Source organism: Flavobacterium solisilvae, from assembly GCF_012911605.1.
GTDB classification, from domain to species: domain Bacteria; phylum Bacteroidota; class Bacteroidia; order Flavobacteriales; family Flavobacteriaceae; genus Flavobacterium; species Flavobacterium solisilvae.
Genome location: NZ_JAAMPT010000141.1, coordinates 1 through 456 on the forward strand (window position 1 = coordinate 1; position 456 = coordinate 456).

Sequence of the window (456 nt, forward strand, 5' to 3'; positions counted from 1 at the left end):
AAATAAAGTTTAACTGCATTAACCACTTGATTTTGATAGGAAGAAGATAGTTTATTTTTTAAAATATAATCATTGTTGTAACGAATAATATCCTCATTTGTAATCAAATTGATACTTTTTGAATTAAAGAAAGTAAAAAACGACTGTAATGCTTCGCTATACGTCTTAATAGTATTCTCGCTATATCGTTTAGAGCGAAGATGTTGTTTAAATTTCTCTATCGCTTCAATACCTTCCGCTGAAGGTAAACTAACCAATATTTTAAACCTAATTTGATTTTCAACAGTATTCGGAACATGCCAAAAACCCTTCGACTGGCTCCATCGTGAACCTTCCACTTTTTTTATACGTGAAATCAAATCGGCATTTTTATCAAAATAAACAGCTATCCGCATTTCACCTTTGTGTTTTATGATTTTGGCTTCCCATTTCATAGTGCTAACTTTTAACTCCTAA

The 456-nt window shown here is 30.9% G+C and carries 1 protein-coding gene; it reads right to left on the reverse strand.

The features are described from left to right. Positions 1-434 (reverse strand): phage integrase N-terminal SAM-like domain-containing protein (locus G6042_RS00650; RefSeq protein WP_169522352.1); only part of this gene is annotated, 434 nt, incomplete at its 3' end. Positions 435-456: the final 22 nt, after the last annotated feature.